Below are 20,176 nucleotides of genomic sequence, written 5' to 3'. Positions count from 1 at the left end.
ATTTTACTAAAAATTTAAAGCTTATTTACAAGGTTGTTCTAGTACATCTGGGGAAAACTTTTGCCTTATAAAAGATCATGTGACGATAGCGCTCATTCAGATAAACAAAAGAATACTAAGTCTAGCTTGCCGTGTCTTGAACAGAAAATTCTGGCGATAAGCGACTGACCCCTAAACCACTTTGCTTTGTTAAGCGGATTTGCACAGGGATCCGATCTTTTAATGCAGAAATATGGCTAATAATGCCGATGGTTTTACCAGAAGACTGCAAGTTATCCAATGCATCCAAAGCGGACTCCAAGGTTTCATTATCCAATGTGCCAAACCCTTCATCTAAAAACAATGAATCAATGCTGGTTTTATGGGAGACCAAATCCGACAGCGCTAGTGCCAATGCTAAACTTACCAAAAAAGACTCACCACCAGACAGGGTTTTGGTATCCCGCGAGGCATTGGCCTGCCAAGTATCCACCACGGCAAGTGCTAACGCCTCTTCAGATTTACGTTCTAGCTGATAACGACGATGTAATATAGTAAGGTGCTGATTCGCCAAGTATACAAGATGGTCCAGCGTTAAACCTTGGGCAAAGCGTCTAAATTTAGCACCATCGGCCGAGCCGATTAAATAATTCAGCTTATCAAGATAAAGCATACCATCACGGCGCTCTTGCAACTCTTTCGCCGCCTCTTGGGCGTCTTCCCGACGTTGTAGCTCCTCCTTGATCTGCTGTGAAACAACGCCCCATTGACGATATAGACGTTGCCGCTCTTGCTCTAACTCAGACACCTGATCAGCAAGTGTGGTTAAATCCACATCGGCTTTTTTCGCTTCTTCTGGCTGAATGGCTTGCAGCCCTGTTAATTGCTTTTCAGCTTGCTTTACCAACACATCAGCTTTAGAGGATGCCTCTTTCAGCATTTGATGAGTGGCTTTTAATGACGCTATTTCATCTTGCGTCAAACACGCTTCTTTCCAAACCGCTTCACTTTCAAATTCAGCTCGTCGTAAGGTATCAGACCAATGCGTTTGAGCCGTATCAGCCTCGGCTTTTAATATATCAAACGCTTTTGTCAGCGCTTCGACCTTGGCCTTATTCGACGTCAAGACTTGCTGCGCTGTTTGGCATTGCGCTACCAGCGTTTCATACTGCTGCTTCGCCTCTTCAAACTGAGCCTGAACACTGGCTTTCCACTCATTCAGCTCCTTGCCATCTAGAATTTCCGCAATGTCTTGTTTTATGGATGTGAGTTGCTGATCCAGCACCATTAACTCTTGCTCAACGCTTGCTAACTGTTGAGCCAATTCAGCTTTGCCGTCATTGAGCGTTTTAATCTCAAAGCTTAGCTGTTCCAGTTGCTGATGCTGTTTGTCGTAATGACTTTTCGCAGAGCGCCAATCCTGCATGGCGTGCTGCAGGGCCTCGATACGCTCAGAAACTGGCATCGCCATGAAGGCTTCTGGCAAGTCAACTGCGCGCATCGATTGCTGCAACGTCATATCTCCTTGCTGAAACAATTCACTCAGCTTAGCAATGTTGTCATTTAACCCTTCAATAGACTGTGCCAATAATAGCCTTTGTGACTCATGCTTAGAGACTTGTTCACGCTCTGCTTGCAACTGCTGATTCAACGTTTGCCATTGAGATTCCAATTGCGCTTTTTCTTGCAACAAAGGTTGTAGCTTAGCAGCGATTTGCTGTTTCACTTGCCAATCCGCTTGTAACGACGATACAAAAGCACTCACTGCATCATGACTCAATACATCCAACTTCGCTGCTGGTGATAGCATCTGACCAAGGCCAATTAACTCGCTTTCTTGCTGGGCTAATTGCTCAGCCAGTTGCGATTGCTGGGCAGTCAGCATATCCAACTCACGCTTAGCAACCTCGCTATCCGTCTTACGCTGCTGTCCTTCTTTGGTAAGTAGGTCGATCTCTTTGCGAAGTGTCTCTAATTCTGCCTGGCTCCCTGAGTCAGTCTGATAATGCGCATTCTCAAGCTGATGATGAACAGAGCCGCATAAAGGACAAGGATCGTGCTCACCTAACTCATCACGCAAACGTGTCAAGGCCGTAATCTGACGTTCGGCTTCAACCAGCTTTTCTAGGCTCTTTTGATGACGCATTTTGTCTTTGTAAAAGGCCCGCTGCTGCTCCAATTGCTGATGTTGTTCGATTAGATTGCTATTCAGCATTGCAAGCTTGCGCTTGAGCTCTTCTTGGGAATTGCGATTGTTCGCAACGGTTTTATGAATCTGTAAAAAGTAGATCGAATCTTGCTGGCGTAATTGTGCTTGCTGATATGCCTCTTGCCACTGAGCAAGCTCATTTTGCTCAGTTAATCCCATTATCTGAGTCTGCAACTGCTCTAATCGCTGAGTGATTTGCGTATACTGAGCTTTCTTCTGCTCAAAACTTTGATTGGCTTCAGCAAAAGCCTGCTGCGCCACTTGATGACTGTTAGTTTTCTCTGCCAGCTCATTTTGCAATTGCGTCAGCTGCTCTTGAGTATTAGAAAGAGACTGGAGTTGATGGTGCCAGCCAGTCAATTCTGCCTCAACTTTTTCCCCATTGGGCCACTGGTCCAGCTTAGCTAACGCCTCTTCACTGGCTCTGGTTAACGTTTCGAACGCCGTCTGTTTTTGTTGGCTGAGCGTTTCTTGCTGGCGAAGCTTATCTTTATGCTGTTGCACACGCGTTTGTACCGTTTTGTGCTGCTCTGCAAGGCTTTCTTCTTTGGAAAGCAATGGCTGAATTTGGTTAGCAATAATTTCTTTCAACGATTCCCATTGGACGGTTTTTTCTTCAAAAACGACTTTGGATTCGCTCTGCTGTTGTTCAAGCGTTTGAAACTGACTTTCGCTCTGGGTTAGCGTCTCTTTTGCTTCTTGCCACGCAACTTCTTGGCTTGTTAAACGCGAAACTAACGCTTGTTTTTTATCAAATTCAGCCGTTAATGCATTGGCCTTTTCTGCTAGTTCGAGTTTGTCTAATTCTGGCTGAAAGGCGTCTAGTGCTTGTTTGGCTTCAGCATGACTGTCTTGATAACTTTTAAGTTCCGATTGCGTTTGTTGGAACTTTTGATACCAATCCAACAATGCCTTTTGCTGCTTATAGAGCGTTTCAGATTGTTGGTCTTTGGCTTTAAAGCCATGTTCCTGCTCTTTTAGCGCTGTAAAGGCTTCATCACTTAATAGCTTTCTTTGCGTATTGGCCGACTCCAGCGCTGCAATGGCTTGTTTTTCCTGCTTATGTTTTTCAAACACCCATTTGGAAATATCGCCATAAATTTCCGTGCCAGTCAGTTCCTCAAGCAATTCTGCTCTGTCGTTCGCTGTAGCATTTAAGAAAGCAGAAAAACCGCCTTGAGCAAGGAGCATGGACTTGGTAAATCGCCCAAAATCTAACCCTGTCAGCTCAGCCACTTTGGCAATTTTTTCATTGATTTTGCTGGTAATAATGGTGCCGTCGCGTTCACTTAATTCACAAACAATAGGTTGTAAATTACCATCGCTTAAACCACGGGAGCGACGTTGGCTCCAAAAGGCACGGTAGCCTTTGCCCTTGATTTCAAATTCCACTTCTGCCAAGCATTCCGCTGTATGACGCGTCATTAACTCATTTTGTGTAGGCGAGACTTTTAAGCGCGGTGTTTCATGATAAAGCGCTAAGCAAATGGCATCCAGCAAGGTCGATTTACCGGACCCCGTTGGACCGACAATGGCAAACACGCCGGCGTCATCGAACGGCGCTTTGGTAAAATCAATCTCCCATTCGCCTTTTAGAGAATTTAGGTTTTTAAGACGGAGTTTACAAATCTTCATACATCACTCTCTTTGCTTTCTTCCATCTCAACCAAACAGGATTCAAATAATGAGGTAAGCTGCTTCGTCTCTTCCTCATCTAGTGTCATGGCACTGGTTAGGCTTTGTTGAAACACATCCGCCACCGTCAATTCTGACAAGGTTTGGCGCTGCTCAAATGTCGATGAAGCTGGCACATCGCTCCGCTTACGCATCACTCTTAACAGTTCGATTGGCCTCTCTTCGATCGCTTCCATCAAACGCTTTTGTACATCGCTTAAGTAATCATCCGCCACCACAGTGACTTCCAGCCAAAGGGGTTTGTCTGCTTGCACCTCGACTTTAGAAATTGACTTCAGCACCTCATCCAAACTGCCTTTTAGACTCAACATAGGCTGAAAATTGGGAATGGTCACCAAACGAACAGGGTCCACTGGCTCAGCAAAAAGATCGTCGACAAAACCGTCTTCAGATAATAACTCGCTGTCGATGATGACAAGCGATTTATCTCGGCCTAACTCATCAAAGCTCAAAGGAATGGGTGATCCGCTATAACGATAACGACCACTACCATTGATGGCTTGAGCACGATGAATGTGCCCCAGCGCCAAATAGTCAAAGGCAGGAAACAAAGAGGTGGGTAGCGCTTCTAACGTACCTACATATAAATCACGAACCGACTCACTTACTTGCCCGCCCATGGTTGTTAAATGGCCTGTACCAATAATCGGCACAGGCTGCCCCAAGGCTTGATTCTTTTTCTCCGCAAGAGCAAACACATCTTGGTAAAAGTCTGCAATCTGCTGCATCAAACTTTGCTTTTTCTCTTGTTCAGATTGCCCTTGAATACTGGTCATAACGTCTCTTGGGCGTAAATATGGCACAGCACATACCCATGTGGCGATTTCACCCTGTTCATTGAATAAAGGTACAACATGGGAATCAAGAGCATCTGGTGTGGCACTTGCCAAGACGTGAGTGCCAAGATAGGACAGCAAACTTTTCGATTCATTAAGCATGCTCACTGAATCATGATTTCCCCCCACAATCACCAACTGGCAATTCAATGCTTTTAAATCAAGTACTAGCTGATGGTACATTTCTCGCGCATAGCTCGGTGGTGCACCGGTATCAAATACATCCCCCACGATAATCATTGCGCCTATGGACTCTTGCTTTATAAAGGCAAGTAGCCACTTAATAAAAGCCTCATGTTCATCTCGACGAGACTTACCCATAAAATGCTGGCCTAAGTGCCAGTCGGACGTGTGTAGTATTTTCATTTAAAAATGGTCCATGATCTTTATTCAGTGTGGCAAACGCACGATATGGATTTGATTAGGGCGGATATAAAAGGCACTCAGCAGCCGATTCCATTCTTCTTGGGTCAAACCAGCGGCTTGTATAATGATCTCGATATTTGAGGTATTAATGGCGTTGAACGCTATAGCCAATTCTTCTTTAAAAAGCAGACTGTTTTCGGACAGAGAATTGTTGGCTGTGAACACAGATCGCCCTAAAAAATTCGCTCCCACTGAGCCCAAAGCCGTTTCCCAATAGGGTGAAAAGCGCTCCGTGGCAGAGTCACAAATCAACCAAACAGATCGGTCAACTAAATCAAGCTTGGTTAATAAACGCCCTTTTCGCTCACCGAGCCGCATTCTAACAACAAAAGAGTTGGTTTCAGAATTCGTAATAAGTGCCCATTGTGAGGCGTTCACATCACGTTTTGAGAGTAATAACACCAGTGGTTCGCCAGCAGAGTTTAACGCCATGCATTCTATGGTAGTTTTATTCGCATCTGAAAGTTGCAACTCAACAAAATCCCCAAATGCATCATCGCTGGGCCCAAGCAACACCAACTCCACCGCTGTCTCGTCAAGGAAACGACGCTCTAATACTCGAAATGAATCCTCTTTACTAGGTAAGCGTTTGCTTAATATCAGCGACTCTGAAACGCTAGACTGACAGGATAAAATCGTCCTATTCGACATTTCATCATAAAGTGCGCAAGCCCCGCAAACACCCGTCCGACAGCTAAAATTCATATCAACATGATGAGATAAACAGGAGGTTAATAGATTATCACCCACCTCAGCTTGAAAAGATTGATCATCCACCTGAATGGTGACCGAAGAAGCATCCATAGACATTACCCAACAATGGTTTCAGCCTATTATGCCACAGCCAGACAAGCCTGTGATGTCTACAGAGCGAGAAAGGAAAACACCCAATTAAAAAAATGGACACCTTAAAAGATGACCATTTCTCTAAAAATTCGATAAATCTAGCGATACTAGGTTACCTGTAATGCTCAAATTAAGGTAAGCGATTTAACGGGCGGCTAAATAAGGGCACGGTTTTTTCACTTAGAGAATCAAACTCATCATCCATAACCGGTTTATCAACCCCGTTATAAACAATAACAATACAAGTAACGTTGTCTTTGGCCCCTCTCACTAGCGATGAATGCATAAGCGCAAGTCCTGTATCAATAACGCTTTGCGAATCTAACATCGAGCAAATTTCTTGATCGGATAATTCCCCAGTAAGTCCATCAGAACACAACAGAAACATATCTTCGCTACACACTTCGCGCTTTATCACGTCAATATTAATATCATCTGCCACTCCAACTGCTCGAGTAATAACATTCGACAAAGGGTGTGTATTCATTTCACTCTTGCTGATCACCCCCTGAGCAACTAACTCATTTACTTGGCTATGATCACTCGATATTTGAGTAAAATCACCATTGCGAAGCAAATATGCGCGACTATCACCCGCCCAAACAACAAAAAATTCATCGTTTTTAATAAACAGAATAACAACCGTACTGCCCGCTATTTTGCCGCCTAAGTGATAATGGCTATATTGTTTTAGGTCATGATTTGCTTGCTTGACTGCCGCAATAATATGATCAACGGTTAATTCTTCATAAGTATAATTTAATACTTTCGATCTTATTGCATCCACAACCAACTGACTAGCATAGTCACCCGCTTCATGCCCTCCCATACCATCAGCGACAACCCATAAGTTATGACTAGAAATTTCCGCAAATGAATCTTCATTAAGCTGCCTTACCACCCCTCTATGAGAGATTGCATAACTGATATTAGTTCTCATCATTATCTCTAACCTACACGAGATTCCATTGCCACTGCTGCCACCTACCATCAAACATAGCGGTGGCCTGATTCACAGAAGGTAACCCTGAAGTAATGGTAACAGAAGAACTCAAGAGACATGAACCATGAGTCCACCAAATACTATAACTGCCATATATTTTATATAAGAGAGCGTACAGCATATCTTGCCTCACTCCCCAGTAAGCTCTGTTCCTGAAAACTCAAACAATTGGGTTGTTGTATTTTCATCTGATGAAGAAAAATGTTTATAATGTTTATAATGCTTTAATGGATTGGCTATTGGCTTAACCGCCTCCCTAAACCTCTTTTCTCCAGCTAAACAAGTTAACCGAATTTTCTAGAACCACAAGAACAGAACCCTCACACTCAAGTGATAATACGTCGAATTCAATGACCTCAACCCGTATTCGCCACGAGTGTAAGCGGATATGGCCTTTCGACGACATCCATACTTTGCATCACAGCTCCCATCTTAGCACTATCCCCTGTTATGCTAGGGGACATAGCAAAATACCATACTGGGCCCGTTAAGAATTTATCCTTCCAAGAGTCCCCCATTCTTTCTTTACTTACAGAAAGAAAGGTTTGCAACCAGCGGTCCCACACTCCCTGAAAGTCAGCATCGACATTATCTTGAAGAAAGTCCCCTACACTGGGCAACTTGCCAAGATAACCAAAACTCACAGCTTGATCGGACATCTAAAACTCTCTAACGAATCATTCCAAAAAGGATTTCTTACGGAATTCGGTAACAATTTAATCACCGCATGATTACCTTCAACGTCAAAATGCATACTTAAATCCTTGGCCGTCTTCGTGCGTTTGCTTTGCAAGGCATCCAGCATTCTGAAAAGTGACCACTCTCCATCATAGTTTTGACTAATTAAACGGCCACCACCAATCAGACTAAATTCAACTTTTGTTCCAGCAAGGGGTTTAGGTCCGGGCCAAGACATACTAATCACACGTTGTGGCCCATGACGATAAACAAGAGATTGCCCATTAATATCTAGCTTAATGCTCGAAACACTGCGGTCAAGTTCTTCTGGCTTCAGGCCAAACCCAACATTTAAAGCGCCACTTTCGTTGTCAAAAAATACCTTACGTATTCTGTAGGCCTCATGAAACATCGTCAGAGAAGAAAGACTCATACCGATATCTCTCTTAAATGACCACCTATTGCTTCCCATATTTACACTTGGCGCAACGTAGGTTGTAAAGAACTTATCCAGCGTACCACCTGGACCAAAGAAATGAGCGAAGTCTTTCAAACTGATTTCTTGTTTACTGTTTTTAGCGACAGGATAACGCCCAGCTATGGCTGCCCTGTATTCTGGTAAAACATCATTGCGCCACATTTTATTAATGACTCGATCAGCATTCAGCTTAACAATATCTGACGTGTCACCAGCAACATTTTTGAGCCAACCAGAGAATGGGGCAACAATATCACTAGATGATAACTGACGAATAAAATCAGGTTCACCTTTGCCAGCCAACAGCTCTTTAATGGAAGCCGTCATAGCATCACTTTGGCTAATTTTGTTAAGATAAACGTTAAGTGATTTGAGATCGGATTGAACCTTATCAAGTTTTGCTGGGGTTAGGCTCAAAATCCCTTGAAACGCTTCTTCCACTTCATGACCCGGAATAAGTTCTTTTGACCCCGACTGAATCGATTCAGGCAAGAACTTATTAATTCGCTCCGCTTTTTTTGCAACGGCAGCATTTGCTGCACCCGCCAAATCAGCCGCCTTTTTAAGTGCGCCATTTGCTTGACTCTTAGGCGCATTCGTTAAAGCAACATTCCTTTGAACCGCTGAAATGATGTTTTTAATAGGCGCTTCTGGACCAGATAAAGCATCCGTTACCTTAATACCTTCAGAAACCGAATTAAAATCTTTAATTTTCAAATTATCCAAAAAAGTTTTCCAATAATAGATGTAATCTTGAAAATAAAGCTTTTCAAGCTCTTTCTCTACCTGTTGTTTTGATACATCGTATTTATCAGCCGCCGCTTTACCATATACCCAATTATTGGAAACCAAAGTGCCCAGCATTTTGCTTTTTTCAACATTGAAAATGCCGTAAAAACCATTATAGGTATATAAACCTGGAATTGTATTAGACGCCTCAGAAAGGTGCTTCAACTCAAAAGATTCTGCTGTTTTCGGACTAATAATGTCAGTTAGCCTGAACGGAGGAATACTGCTATTCATATAGTCCGCTCTTAAGCGCCGATAAACTCTTTCAGCTGTAGGAAGTTTCGTTAGAGCTAGTCGAGCATCATGTACCGCATCATGGTCCATTTGAGTCTGGTCTAATTTAATAGACAACAAGGCTACCAGATGATGATGTAACTCCGCTCTAATTTGAGTGTTTTTGTATCCTGGCAGCTTACGATCGAAGTAAACATCAAACCAAGCTTCAATATCACTCGCATCAAAATGCTCAGGCATGTAGAGCATTAAATAGGTTCTAAGTGTTTCATAAAGATAACTTAAATGCTCTGCATTATTTTTCATCTCAGACAGAAGCACTTTAACCATGTAAGGTTCAAGATAAGCTTTCAGTGAGCGTTCGTAGGCATTCATCGAGGTTTGTTTTAGGTTGGAAATCTTGTCTAGTCCAACACCAACCAGCGAAACTTGGTTCTTAGCATTAGGTTTAATCGCTGGCAAATCCCGCAAGGCATTAAGGCGATCATTTAGTACGACTAAATTGTTAGTATCAAAGTCCCCTGAGTCCACTTTCTTATACTGTGTTACTAACTGATCCGTTTGGTCTATTAATTTAGAATTCGACAAATAACTACCATACGCAAGAAAACCAAAACCTAATAGCCCAAAGCATCCTAATGAAACACCCGTAACTCTAAGCCATTTGTTCTGCTTATCATGATACTTATTAGTACTTGCTAAGTTTTGTTCAGGAAAGACAATACTCTCTAACACTTTTTTAATAAAAAAGCTTCTAGATTGATTAATATGACCACTATTGGCCACCTTTTTATCACTCAGAAAACTAGAAGGTTCACCCTCTTGAGTCGCACTCGTTAAATAGACACCACGAAAGACTAGGGGTTGTTCATAAGTATTGGGAGTAAAGATTTCTTTCAAAAAAGAATACGATACCTCTTGTAAAAACCTAAGCTGATGGGGAAACTCAAAAACTTTGGCTCTTACAGACTCATCCCGCTCATTGATCAACCTGCGATTTAACATTTCAGTCAGGTTAGCAATCAAACCATGGAATTCTTTATTAAATTGCTCTATCTGAGTACCATTTTTTGAATCTATTGGAAAGGCCACCCCCCAAATCTGATTGCTCTCTTCTTCTGTTAACTCATTAAAAAAGTCACGAAAACCATCAATAAGATCTGCTTTTGAGAGAATGACATAAACAGGAAAAGTCATACCAAGTTGGTTTTGCATTTCCTGTAAACGTTGCTTTATCGCTCTAGCGTGGAGGTTTCGCTCTGTTTTCGTTTGCCCCATTAGCTCGGAAACCCCCATGCTAATGACAACACCATTAATTGGTCTTAACGGTCTATATTTTCTAAGCAGACCAAGAAAGCCTTGCCAAGCTTTTGAGTCATGCTTAGAGTGGCTATCCTGAGTTGTATAGCGACCTGCCGTATCAATCAAAACCGCTTTATTTGTAAACCACCAGTCACAATTATGTGTTCCACCCACACCTTTAATTAAATCAACACCCAACTTGTCTTTTAGGGTGGAATCTAACCAAGAGTTATTGATAATAGTGGTCTTACCAGCCCCTGGTGGGCCAATCATAACGTACCAAGGCAATTGATAGATATCTTTACCTTTAAACAACTTAACATCTTTTAGACGAGCGATGGCATCCGACATACGATTATTCAGCGTATTGATTTCTTCGTTTATGTCATCATTATCAACACTGCCATCTACCAGTTCTTCGGCCATGTTGCTATTACGCTTACTTTGCTTAGTCAGCTGATAGATCTTAGTCACAGCAACACCAAGAACAATACATAATATTAAAATGACACGCGCTAAAATACTGTTAAGCGAAAAAAAATCGGTAATGACAATAAGAGGACCACCAAACCAAATTAAAAAAAACAAACATAAAAAACCAATAATAAGCATCGTTGTTCTTGAGATTAGTATGTAAGAGAGTTTCTTACATTTTTTTATAAAACTCATTTCAACTCCATTTAGAAAAGCAAGTCAATTTCTACTCTGCGATTCATTGCTCGGGATTTACTATCAGTATTAGGTGCAATAGGATCTGCCGCTCCCCTTCCTTCTGGCCAGAGGCGGCCACTTAAATTGGTATTTTTCGCCATCGCATTGGCTACCTCGTTGGCCCTAGCAAGAGATAACAACCAATTCGAGGGATATTCTGGTGTTTTTATTGGAGTATCATCAGTGTAACCAGTAATAAGAATTCGACCTTTGGTGCCCTCTAAGCTTAAGGCAAGTTTTTGCAAAATAGGCACCACAGACGGAAGCAAGATGGCTTCGCCAGGTTTGAACAAGTCTCTGTTGTTTATCGTCAAACGAATTCGATCATTTTTTTTCTGAATACTAATAATGCCCTTTTGGATTTCTGTTTGCAGTAATTGCTCAAGCACCAAAAGCTGCTTATCTTTTTGGTCTACTGTTTTCTGTAAATCAATAGGGTGTATTGAAGCCAAAGAAGCATCCACTTTCGAGAGTTGATCATTGAGCTGCATACTCAGAAAAAGATATAAGGCCAAACCAAGAGCCCCAAGGATAGAAAAAATCACCCAAAGAGGCGTTTTTTGTCTTAGCTCTCTTCCATTAGCCACTTTTTGCTCCCAATCAGGCGATAAAGCATTCTTTATGGGGCCATCCAATTGATTTAGAACGTTGTAAGCGCGATTTCGATAATCTTCGACACCACCGTTTTGATGATTATTTACTTTAAATTTGCCTTTAAAGCCAAGGTTCAAACAGTGGTACTGGAGCTCTAGGAAATCTCGATTATGCTCAGGATAGCGAAGAGAATCATCGATTAAAGTATAAAAATATTCACCACCAAACGTCTCCTTATGGAAAATAGAGAGCAAACTCTCTTTCGCCCACTCCATTGAGCTCCAACGAGAATTAAGTACACTTTCATCTAGCAATGCACAGAGACAATAACGCGCATTAAAAATCGTTTTATCTGGTATACCTGCATCACGAGCTTCAAATTCGAAAGACTTAATCGCATCGATGCATCGATGCTTGAAGCCCGATAAATCAGGCAAACTTTCAGACTGATTAACAAAGATAGTCAGTGACAAACAGTCCGACGCAGCCTCTAAGAGATTGTTTTTGAAAATCGAAACTTTTGGCCCACTCTGTTTTTGCAATGGAATTGCATTTGATGATATTTGTGTTTTATCAGAGTCATCATCTGTAGAGCCATTGTTTTCAGCATTTCGACCAAGGCGACCAAATTTAGTCTTTATTTTAGTCTCATTCACTGAAACACGCTCCTGCTAATAACTAAGTTGTTGGAGACAAATTAGGCTGATTCGTTTCAAGTAAATCTTGTTGAGCACCTTGCAATGAGGCTTCAATCTGAAAGTCACCGAGATTGAATGTATCTCCATCCACCAACTTATGTTTATTTCCTTTTCCTAAAGGCAATACACTGTGATTAATGAATAACCCATTGGTTGAATAATCGTAGACATAGAATAGACCACCCTCACTGACAACCTCTCCATGTTTGTTAGAGATCACTTTTTCAGGATCTGGAAGATGCCAGTCGCATTCGCAAGAACGCCCAAAAGTTAACGAATCCCCAGTAGACTTTGTCGTCTCTATATCTGGTGAAAGACGATGATAACTAGTAATTTTTAATAAAACTTCCATTCTAATAGTTTCCTTGTATCTACACCTCAAAAATCATAAATGACTTTGCTGCTTACCTCAACTAGAAAGAAAACCATCGGATGACCAGACTATGAGGTAATATTTTGCCCTAGTCACCACATACCCAAGGCCCCAGAGCCCCCCACTATGATAACTCCATATTTTTTATCAGTATGCTCAGGTTTTATACACTTGCGTCACCACTTCACCTACTATTTAGCCAATGACTACTTCAAAAGACCGCTCACATGCTGCATGGTCAAATTCGTCCACATTGGTAGCCAACAGAAAAGTGCATTCAAATGCGGCTAAGAGTAACGCTGATTGGCGCTAAAAAGAATCTCTTTTCTCTGTAAAAATGTATAATAAATGGCTTTTATCGCTAGAAATGTAAGGATTTTCACTGCTTGAGCTGACAATCGGGTGCATTGCTAAAACTCTTTTTTTTTGTAAAAATGCTCTCCCTATGTAATGAATCCAAAGGCAGCCTTTGTCCTAGAGAAATACTAATCTATAGATAATGTGTTTGTTGTAACTAAAGGACTTCAGGATGAGCATTAATGATGATAAAACACAGGTAGTATCGGTTAACTCATCAAAAAAAAACATTAGCCATTTCAACAATCAAGACTTTATTGGCAAACTGCTATCTAACAGATATCTAATCGTCGAGCTCATTGGGCAAGGGGGTATGAGCTATATCTATCGTGCCAGAGATACGTTTTTAGAACGCAATTCGTCATCTGATTACCCGGTTGTTATCAAAATTCTAAGAGCTGAGTTTTCTCAATCCCCAGAAGCAATTAGATTGTTAAAAGAAGAGGCCGCTCAGACTCAGCCACTATCCCACCCGAATATTATTAAGGTGTTTACCACTAATACAGAAGACAACATTCATTATATTGTAATGGAATGGATTAATGGAGAAACATTAGAACAGCTCATCAAACGCAACAAACCAACAGGCATTAAGTTCAAAACAGCCTATCCAATCATAAAGCAGCTTATCAGTGCCTTAGATTATGCACATAACCATGGCGTGATACATAACGACCTCAAGCCATCCAACATTATCATTACCGGTTCTGGGGAGTTAAAGATACTCGATTTTGGCATAGCCAAGCAACTTACCAACAATGATGCTTATGCTTTTATAAAGAAGAATAACAATGAAGTCATAGGTGGCTATACACCTTCCTACGCCAGTCCAGAACAACTTAATGGCTATTCTGCCGATGTAAAAGACGATTTCTATTCACTAGGGTGCATTATTTATGAGGTGCTAAGCAGCCGACATCCATATGAAAGAAAAGCGTCAAATACCCTTAATGAGAATACCAAAGCTAAGAAACCTAAAAATAGCCCTTTCTTTTATTGGCTCGCCTTGAAATCAGCCGTTTCATTGAAAGCCGATAAGCGACAAAACATACTGGAACGATTAAGCCGTCAACCTTTTCAAGGCTTAACCACAATAGCTACGACTATACTGATAGTAGTCGCTCTTCTCGTTTCTGCCTCTTATATTTACCAGAATATTCATGCTGCGAACTCACAACTTATCGCAGAAAAAAATAATGCCGTTGCGATGAATAATCAAATAACTAAATGGATGTCATGGGATGCACAAAAAACATTAAATTACTTTAATCAAATTCCTCCCCAATTTAATACGATAAAGCAAGGTCTTTTAAAAATACATCAACAAGAAATCATTCAAATATTTGACGATAGAATTGCAAATATTAAAAATATAGATGGAAAAATAAAGAATTACCCTGCTATATCTAAAGCTTATCTGCAAGCCTTAAACTATTATCCTGACTCTAAGGTGTTACATACCCAATACAACAATATGCAAATTGAGCGTCAATCTATTAGCATGGACATCCTAACTCGTATTAATAACATGCTTAACCAACAACGCTACTTTGAAAAAGATCAGAACAATATTTTAGCACTCCTTCATAAACTAAGCATTATCAATGGTAAAAACACATTCAGTCCTACTCAGCAGCAAACTAAAAAATTTAAAGCTGCTCTTAAAAAAGCTCAGGCGTCTGGCAATAAAACTCAAGCCAAAACACTTATGAGCATTGATAAAGCGCTTTTTAGTACCGACTCATAGAGAACAAGTCAGCTAAGCTGGAAACTTAGCTGACCATTCAGCCTTATTTAACAGATTCTAACAAGGCGACCAACAAGCGCCAAAAGTCGCCCACAGAGGCAATTTCCATACGCTCTGCTGGGGAGTGAGCGCCCCGGATATTAGGCCCGAAAGAGACCATTTCCATACCCGAATATTTCGCTCCAATGACGCCACATTCCAAGCCAGCATGAATCACTTTCACATTAGCTTCCTTCCCTGTGACTTCTTTATGGACTTCGAGAAAGTGTTTTAATAAGCCGGATTGAGGATCAGGGCGCCAGCCAGGATAACCACTGTCAAGCACCACATCCGCATCAATTAAGCTAAATACTGACTTTACTGTTTGTGCATGATGCTCGACAGCAGAATCCAGAAGAGAACGAACAAGCAAACAAGCATCAAAACACTTGTTTCCATCGGTATTATTTTTCAGGTCCATTACCCCAAAGTTACACGATGTTTCCGTCACACCCAGTAGCTCTGAACTCATACGATTAACACCATTGGGAGCACAATTTAGCGCATTAATGAGTGCAACCTGATCCTCAAAAAGCAGCTCATTCTCTACCTTTGCCGAACTAACAAAGACTTCTAGTTTTGGCTCATTCGTGGCAAATTCCATTTTCATTTCATTTGATATTTTGCCAATAATACGCTGAATAGCAACCTGATCGCTTGGTTGGTAATTGATAGTAAAAGAGGCATCACGAGAAATCGCATTGCGCAATGTTCCCCCTGTAAAGTGGGTCAATCCAAAGCGATTAACCTCTTTCAGAGCATTTAATAAACGTGCTGCTAGTACATTGGCATTAGCCCGCCCTTTATGGATATCCAAACCTGAATGCCCACCACGTAAGCCAGTGATGGATACCGTCATAGCTTTTGCATCCTCGCTGGCGGCTTGAGTCTGATATCGTTTAGAAACATTGATGTCAACACCACCCGCACAGCCTATGTACACATCACCACTATCTTCTGAATCTAAATTTAGGAGAATCTTTCCATTTAAAATGCTTTCATCTAATTCCAATGCGCCGCGTAAACTGGTTTCCTCCTCTATCGTAAACAACGCTTCAATGGGGCCGTGCTTAATATCGGACGATTCTAATACGGCCAGAGCGGCCGCAACACCAATACCATTATCGGCACCAAGCGTTGTACCAGAAGCGTGCACCCAGCCATCCGTCACATGAACGAGAATGGGATCTTTCCTAAAATCATGTTCGACATCGGCACTTTTTTGCGCCACCATATCAAGATGCCCCTGAAGAACCACTGTCTCAGCGTTTTCCATTCCTTTTGTCGCCGCCTTACGAATTAGCAAGTTCCCTGCTGTATCAACATAAGTAATTAGGCCAATGCCGTGAGCCCACTCAATTATATGCTCTCGGATAGCCGCTTCATGGTAAGAAGGTCTTGGAATATTACATAGAGTCTGAAAATGCCGCCAAATCGCATTTGGTTGGAGTGTGGTTAGAATCTCGTTCATGATCTCTCTTATTAGGTCATTATCTTTGTAGGGGGTTAAGGAAATGAGATGAATCCCTCCCAACATCGATATTTATGCCTCAAAACTCATCCTTGAGCACAGCAAGCTAAAAAGAACATCAGGAGTGAAACGGCACATTTCTCTAGCTACATTAGTCAAAGCCCAACAATCAAGCAATCGAAATAAAGATAGTCGCTATAGAGAAAACGCATGCATTACCCTGTATTCATAGATCTGAACGATCTAGAGAGCCAGATTTTACCGGAACTTAAGCGTCTTCTGATAAATACGCTTGCGCTTCATTTTGCCCCATATACTTGGCAAGCGTTGATAAAGGAACACTTTTAATATCGACAACGATTAACCCATCCAAGCAATCATGAAAAGCTGGGTCGACGTTAAAACACACTAATTTGCCATTCATTTTAAGATATTGCCGCAATAAAACGGGCACGCCTTTCCCTTGATCGAGACGGGATACTACTTTTGATAAAAGCGACATGCTGGTCAAAGAAGACAACAAATTAGGCTGCCAAAATGTATGACCACTTTTCCTCATGGGAGACAGGGGGGATACTAAATTGGCCTTTTCCTGATCATAATAATGAATAGACAAGGTTTCAGCGAGAAGCTGTCGAGAAATCATACTATAGTCACTACTGATACTCACCGGACCGAATAAATGAGTATAACTGGGATTGAGAGACACAAATCGAGCAATCCCCTTCCATAACAATAATAGAGAGTTAAGACTTTTTTGATAGGGCAACGCCACTACAGAGCGTCCTATTTCTAGGCTCTTATCAAGAGACTCAATAAAGGCTCGATCATAATTGAACAGACTCCGTGAATAAAGGCCATTTAATCCCTTTTGTTCAATCAACTTATCGACTTGGCCTAAACGATAGGCCCCAACAATTTGTTTGTCTTTTTTATGCCATACAAATAATTGTTGATAATAAGCGTCATAATCATCAATATCACAAGACAGTCCACTACCTTCACCAACCGCTCGAAAGCATACCTCTCGAATACGTCCAATCTCTTGCATTAAGTTCGGAATATTTTGAGTGTATGAGCAATACACCTCATAGTCACCTTGGCTCAACAGCAAATCGCTATCTGCTAACTGAGCAATTTCCTTTTCTAGCACCCCAGAATCTAATGCATCAATGATCGGAATATCCTGACCTTGTGCAGATGTTTTTGCCGCATCTTTATGATCTTTATGCTGAGAGCCCATCAAATAGGTATTCAGCCGAAAATAGTTCACCATCTCCTTGTCATTTTCAAACTCACTGACTTCAGAAAATGCAATAGGGCTACCAATAGAAATCGAAATACGACTCAACTGTTTATTGAGCAGCTCACGCCCCAACAAAGCCGTTCTTAACAGTGGATGAATACGTCCCGCTCCATAAAACAGAGCACTATTTTTACCGTTAATAAAAATCGGAACCGTGGTCGCTTTACTATGCTTGACAAACTTAGCAACAGAATTACGCCATTCGATGTCCAATAATTGCTTGGATCCTTTCGCATAAGAAGAAACTTCTCCTGCAGGAAAAATGATCAACAGCCCCCCTTTGGCAAGGTGTCTATTGGCATCAACAATAGCCCGACTATTGGTCTTTTTTGCCTTAGCGCCGCCAAACACATTTACGCCGATAAACAATTCTCGAATTTCAGGAAGTCGTTTGAGCATTTCATTTGCTAACACCTTGACATCGGGACGAACCGAGCCTATCAACTCAGCTAAGATAACCCCCTCAATGGCACCAAGAGGGTGATTTGCCACAATTACGACGGGGCCTTCTTTTGGAATATTATCAATAGAACCCAGCGACACCTCATACTCAATATTGAGTGCCGACAAGGTGTATCGCATAAACTCAAAACATGATAACCCTTGAGGCCGCTGCTGATACATATGATCTAATTTGGCTAATCCTGTAGCCCATTCTACTATGGATTCACCCACACCAAATGGTGTGATGTGAGGCAAACGAAAAGGACTGCTACTCATTTTTTTCCCTTATTCAGCACGAGCAATACTAAAAAAGTAATTTGATCAGACTACATCTAGCATCATAAAGACACAACCAAACAAAATGGTGCATCGCCTATCCATTATAGTTTACAAACGTTTTGAGTGATGTAAAAAGTGCACTCCCTGCGCACTTTTTACATTCTTTGCCATATTAAATAAATGAGAAAGAGATTACTTGCGAGGCTTCAGCGCGCCTTCTGAGAAAGTCACAAACTCTTCTGCACTTGTTGGGTGCACGCCAACCGTCGCATCAAAATCCGCTTTAGTCGCGCCAGCTTTCAGCGCCACTCCCAAACCTTGAATGATTTCGCCTGAGTAATCCCCTACCATATGTACACCAATGACCTTATCGTCCGAATTACTGACCAGCAACTTCATCAAAGCCCGTTCAGTACTGCCGCTAAGCGTGTGTTTCATGGGACGAAAGTCCGTCTGATAGACTCGAAAATCCAAGCCTTGAGACTCAGCATCTTGTTCCGTTAAACCAACCGTACCAATGGATGGCTGACTAAAAACAGCGGTAGGAATATTGTCATAGTCAAAATCGATCTCTTTGCCATCAAACCAGTAATCAATCAGCGCCATTGCCTCTTTGATCGCAACTGGCGTCAACTGGATATTATCGGTCACATCACCAAGAGCAAAAATACTCGGCACACTGGTGGTGAAGTTATTGTCAACCTTGACCGCCCCATTACTCGATGTTTCTACGGTGGCATTCTCTAACGCTAGGCCGCCCACGTTTGGCACACGTCCAGTGGCGTACAACACCAAACCAAACTCTTCACGAGTGCCATCTTTGAAATACACAACTCGGTGACTCGACTCATTCGCAGGATCCGCTAATTCAATGCGCTCAACATCCGTATTTAAGCGCACATCAATACCTGATTTTCTATATTCTTCGCAAGCAAAATCACGTACATCTTGATCAAACCCTCGAAGTAACTGCTCACCACGATAAATTAACGTGGTGTCGACATTCAAACCATTGAGAATGCCTGCGAACTCTACGGAAATGTAACCACCGCCAACAACCAACGCTTTTTTAGGGAGCTCTTCTAGATAGAACATGTCATTGGAACTCACTACCCACTGTTTTCCATCAAATTCAGGAATAAAGGGCTTTGCACCAACTGCTATAAGAATTTTCTCAGCCGTATAATGAACCCCATTCACAGACACTGTATGGTCATCAACAAAAGAGGCAAAACCATTTATTATCTCAACACCTGCTTTATCAAGCATCATTTGATATATGCCGTTTAAACGCGCAATTTCATTGGTTTTGTTGTCTCTTAAAGTTGACCAGTCAAAGCGAACACCATCATACTTCCAACCATAACCAGCAGCCTGCTCCACACCATGACCAAATTCCGAGCCATAGACGAACAGTTTTTTAGGAACACAACCAATATTGACACAAGTACCACCTAGCGAACTCCCTTCCGCAACCGCCACTTTATAACCTTTTGATGCAGCGACACGGGATGCACGAACCCCACCAGAACCAGCCCCAATAACAAATAAATCATACTGATAAGACATTCAGAGTCTCCAAATCATTCACGATGTAACATAACAACAGTTTAACAGTCCTACTCTCTAAGAAGAAGCTAAGAAAAAGACACTTAGTCACCCCTTCCTTACTTCGGGCAAAA

General features: G+C 41.7%; 12 protein-coding genes. 1 reads left to right on the top strand and 11 read right to left on the bottom strand.

The genetic code is table 11. The features are described 5' to 3' along the window. Positions 1–121 precede the first annotated feature (121 nt). From AC0VYG_RS11285 to AC0VYG_RS11250, 8 genes are all read right to left on the bottom strand, one after another. Positions 122–3,823, bottom strand: a complete 3,702-nt coding sequence (locus AC0VYG_RS11285) for an AAA family ATPase (protein ID WP_475432360.1) — start codon at positions 3,821–3,823, stop codon at positions 122–124. Then, positions 3,820–5,085 carry an exonuclease subunit SbcD gene (sbcD, locus tag AC0VYG_RS11280; RefSeq protein WP_475432359.1) on the bottom strand — a complete coding sequence of 422 codons (1,266 nt, stop codon included), beginning with the start codon at positions 5,083–5,085 and terminating at the stop codon, positions 3,820–3,822. Before sbcD ends, AC0VYG_RS11285 begins: the two co-directional genes overlap by 4 nt. Before the next feature lie 24 nt (positions 5,086–5,109). Then, a complete protein-coding gene (locus tag AC0VYG_RS11275) occupies positions 5,110–5,949 on the bottom strand; it encodes a 2Fe-2S iron-sulfur cluster-binding protein (protein ID WP_475432358.1) in 840 nt (279 codons plus the stop codon). A 172-nt stretch (positions 5,950–6,121) separates the two neighbouring features. Then, positions 6,122–6,934 carry a PP2C family protein-serine/threonine phosphatase gene (locus AC0VYG_RS11270; RefSeq protein WP_475432357.1) on the bottom strand — a complete coding sequence of 271 codons (813 nt, stop codon included), beginning with the start codon at positions 6,932–6,934 and terminating at the stop codon, positions 6,122–6,124. 416 nt (positions 6,935–7,350) lie between these two features. Further along, on the bottom strand, positions 7,351–7,653 hold the full coding sequence (gene tagF, locus AC0VYG_RS11265) for a type VI secretion system-associated protein TagF (protein ID WP_475432356.1): 303 nt from the start codon (positions 7,651–7,653) through the stop codon (positions 7,351–7,353). Next, positions 7,635–11,144 (bottom strand): type VI secretion system membrane subunit TssM, encoded by a 3,510-nt coding sequence (gene tssM, locus AC0VYG_RS11260; protein ID WP_475432355.1) that lies wholly within the window; start codon positions 11,142–11,144, stop codon positions 7,635–7,637. Before tssM ends, tagF begins: the two co-directional genes overlap by 19 nt. 11 nt (positions 11,145–11,155) lie before the next feature. Next, a complete protein-coding gene (gene tssL, locus AC0VYG_RS11255; RefSeq protein ID WP_475432354.1) occupies positions 11,156–12,436 on the bottom strand; it encodes a type VI secretion system protein TssL, long form in 1,281 nt (426 codons plus the stop codon). Positions 12,437–12,458: 22 nt separating this feature from the next. Then, complete coding sequence (locus AC0VYG_RS11250; protein WP_475432353.1) at positions 12,459–12,830, bottom strand: type VI secretion system-associated FHA domain protein; 372 nt, start codon at positions 12,828–12,830, stop codon at positions 12,459–12,461. A 550-nt stretch (positions 12,831–13,380) separates the two neighbouring features. Here AC0VYG_RS11250 and AC0VYG_RS11245 point away from each other — a divergent pair. Further along, complete coding sequence (locus AC0VYG_RS11245; RefSeq protein WP_475432352.1) at positions 13,381–14,955, top strand: serine/threonine-protein kinase; 1,575 nt, start codon at positions 13,381–13,383, stop codon at positions 14,953–14,955. 43 nt (positions 14,956–14,998) lie between these two features. Here AC0VYG_RS11245 and AC0VYG_RS11240 read toward each other — a convergent pair whose 3' ends face one another. The 3 genes from AC0VYG_RS11240 to gorA form a co-directional block, all read right to left on the bottom strand. Then, positions 14,999–16,465 carry an aminoacyl-histidine dipeptidase gene (locus tag AC0VYG_RS11240; protein WP_475432351.1) on the bottom strand — a complete coding sequence of 489 codons (1,467 nt, stop codon included), beginning with the start codon at positions 16,463–16,465 and terminating at the stop codon, positions 14,999–15,001. Between the two features lie 268 nt (positions 16,466–16,733). Further along, positions 16,734–18,491, bottom strand: a complete 1,758-nt coding sequence (locus tag AC0VYG_RS11235; protein WP_475432350.1) for a lysophospholipid acyltransferase family protein — start codon at positions 18,489–18,491, stop codon at positions 16,734–16,736. Positions 18,492–18,686: 195 nt separating this feature from the next. Then, a complete protein-coding gene (gene gorA / locus AC0VYG_RS11230) occupies positions 18,687–20,063 on the bottom strand; it encodes a glutathione-disulfide reductase (RefSeq protein WP_475432349.1) in 1,377 nt (458 codons plus the stop codon). Positions 20,064–20,176 lie beyond the last annotated feature (113 nt).

It is taken from the genome of Marinomonas sp. 63XJN7_7_ISO-PGPR-S23-202 (assembly GCF_056173505.1).
This window is presented reverse-complemented; position numbering and strand designations above follow the sequence as displayed.